The sequence below is a fragment of the Synechococcus sp. H55.10 genome (assembly GCF_047502715.1).
Lineage (GTDB): Bacteria > Cyanobacteriota > Cyanobacteriia > Thermostichales > Thermostichaceae > Thermostichus.
In genome coordinates, this window is sequence record NZ_JANSJJ010000104.1 from 1 (window position 1) to 2500 (window position 2500).

Here is a 2500-nt window from a genome sequence, read left to right on the forward strand (position 1 = left end):
TAAGACGGAGAGTTTGATCCTGGCTCAGGATGAACGCTGGCGGTATGCTTAACACATGCAAGTCGGACGGACACCTTCGGGTGTTAGTGGCGGACGGGTGAGTAACACGTAGGAATCTACCCTTAGGCGGGGGACAACAGCTGGAAACGGCTGCTAATACCCCATACAGGCGCAAGCTGAAAGGAGCGATCCACCTAAGGATGAGCCTGCGTCGGATTAGCTAGTTGGTAGGGTAACGGCCTACCAAGGCGACGATCCGTAGCGGGTCTGAGAGGATGGCCCGCCACACTGGGACTGAGACACGGCCCAGACTCCTACGGGAGGCAGCAGTGGGGAATTTTCCGCAATGGGCGCAAGCCTGACGGAGCAATACCGCGTGAGGGAGGAAGGCCCTTGGGTTGTAAACCTCTTTTCTGGGGGACGAAGATTGACGGTACCCCAGGAATAAGCCTCGGCTAACTCCGTGCCAGCAGCCGCGGTAAGACGGAGGAGGCAAGCGTTATCCGGAATTATTGGGCGTAAAGGGTACGTAGGCGGCTGGCCAAGTCTGGGGTTAAAGGCCACAGCTCAACTGTGGAAAGGCCCTGGAAACTGGCCGGCTAGAGTGAGGTAGGGGTTGCGGGAATTCCCGGTGTAGCGGTGAAATGCGTAGAGATCGGGAAGAACACCTGAGGCGGAAGCGCGCAACTGGGCCTCAACTGACGCTGAGGTACGAAAGCTAGGGGAGCGAATGGGATTAGATACCCCAGTAGTCCTAGCCGTAAACGATGGACACTAGACGTTGGCCGTATCAACCCGGTCAGTGTCGGAGCTAACGCGTTAAGTGTCCCGCCTGGGGAGTACGCACGCAAGTGTGAAACTCAAAGGAATTGACGGGGGCCCGCACAAGCGGTGGAGCATGTGGTTTAATTCGATGCAACGCGAAGAACCTTACCAGGGCTTGACATGCCGCGAACCCTGCGGAAACGTGGGGGTGCCTACGGGAGCGCGGACACAGGTGGTGCATGGCTGTCGTCAGCTCGTGTCGTGAGATGTTGGGTTAAGTCCCGCAACGAGCGCAACCCTTGTTCCTAGTTGCCAGCATTGAGTTGGGCACTCTAGGGAGACTGCCGGTGACAAACCGGAGGAAGGTGAGGATGACGTCAAGTCAGCATGCCCCTTACGCTCTGGGCTACACACGTGCTACAATGGCGCGGACAGAGGGCAGCGAACGCGCGAGCGGGAGCCAATCCCAAAAACCGCGTCTCAGTTCAGATCGCAGGCTGCAACTCGCCTGCGTGAAGGCGGAATCGCTAGTAATCGCAGATCAGCATGCTGCGGTGAATACGTTCCCGGGCCTTGTACACACCGCCCGTCACACCATGGGAGCTGGCCATGCCCGAAGTCGGAGCACCCGCCGAAGGCAGGGCTGGTGACTGGGGTGAAGTCGTAACAAGGTAGCCGTACCGGAAGGTGCGGCTGGATCACCTCCTTTTAGGGAGACCTACTGGGGACGGAGCCGAAAGCACTCAAGACGAGTAGGCAGTCCAAGTGTTATCCCAGGTTGGTCGGGGTTGAGGCGAGGGTTGACCACGGTTCTGGTGGGGCGGGCTATTAGCTCAGGTGGTTAGAGCGCACCCCTGATAAGGGTGAGGTCCCTGGTTCGAGTCCAGGATGGCCCACTGTCACCCCAGCAAGGCCCCAGCAGTCTGAGGATGACGGTTGAGGTGAGGCGACGGGAGCGGGAGTGGGTTGCCCTGGATTGGGGGTATAGCTCAGTAGGTAGAGCGCTGCCTTTGCACGGCAGAAGCCAGCGGTTCGAGTCCGCTTACCTCCACCATTTGAGGGCTGCCCTTGAGGGGAAGAAGAGGTGAACAATCGGGCTAAAGGGTTGAGCGTGGGCTCAGGTCTTTAGCCGGGTTGAACCGGCCAGCACTTTGAAAACTGCATAGCAAGAGAGCGTCATGCTTCCGAAAGTGGAAGCATGAAGCAGGTAGAACACCGATGTTTGTGGTTGTGGTCAAGTCAGTTAAGGGCGCACGGTGGATACCTAGGCACGCAGAGGCGAGGAAGGGCGTGTTACCGACGAAACGCTGCGGGGAGCTGGACAAAGGCGGTGATCCGCAGATGCCCGAATGGGGCAACCCGGCAAGGTGCAAGCCTTGTCACTCTTGGCTGAATCCATAGGCCAAGGGGGCGAACGCGGCGAACTGAAACATCTTAGTAGCCGTAGGAAAAGAAAACAAATGTGATTTCCTCAGTAGCGGCGAGCGAACGGGAAAGAGCCTAAACCGTCCAGCTACGGCTGGGCGGGGTTGTGGGACGACCAAAAGGTAGCCGGAAGGCTAGGCGAAGCAGTTGGAATGCTGCACCAAAGAAGGTGAAAGTCCTGTAGCCGAAAGCCGGAAGGCGCCGGTCGCATCCCGAGTAGCATGGGGCAGGTGAAATCCCGTGTGAATCGGCGAGAACCATCTCGTAAGGCTAAATACTCCTGCGTGACCGATAGTGAACCAGTACCGTG

General features: G+C 58.2%; 2 tRNA genes and 2 rRNA genes (1 of these 4 cut by a window edge). All 4 read left to right on the plus strand.

The window, feature by feature from the left end:
• The first annotated feature begins 1 nt into the window (after nt 1).
• A 16S ribosomal RNA gene (locus NW858_RS07560) occupies nt 2-1474 on the plus strand.
• Between the two features lie 113 nt (nt 1475-1587).
• A tRNA-Ile gene (locus NW858_RS07565) sits at nt 1588-1661 on the plus strand.
• A gap of 82 nt (nt 1662-1743) precedes the next feature.
• A tRNA-Ala gene (locus NW858_RS07570) sits at nt 1744-1819 on the plus strand.
• A 178-nt stretch (nt 1820-1997) separates the two neighbouring features.
• A 23S ribosomal RNA gene (locus tag NW858_RS07575) occupies nt 1998-2500 on the plus strand; it runs 2306 nt beyond the window's last position.
• The 16S and 23S rRNA genes sit together here with 2 tRNA genes alongside, the layout of an rRNA operon.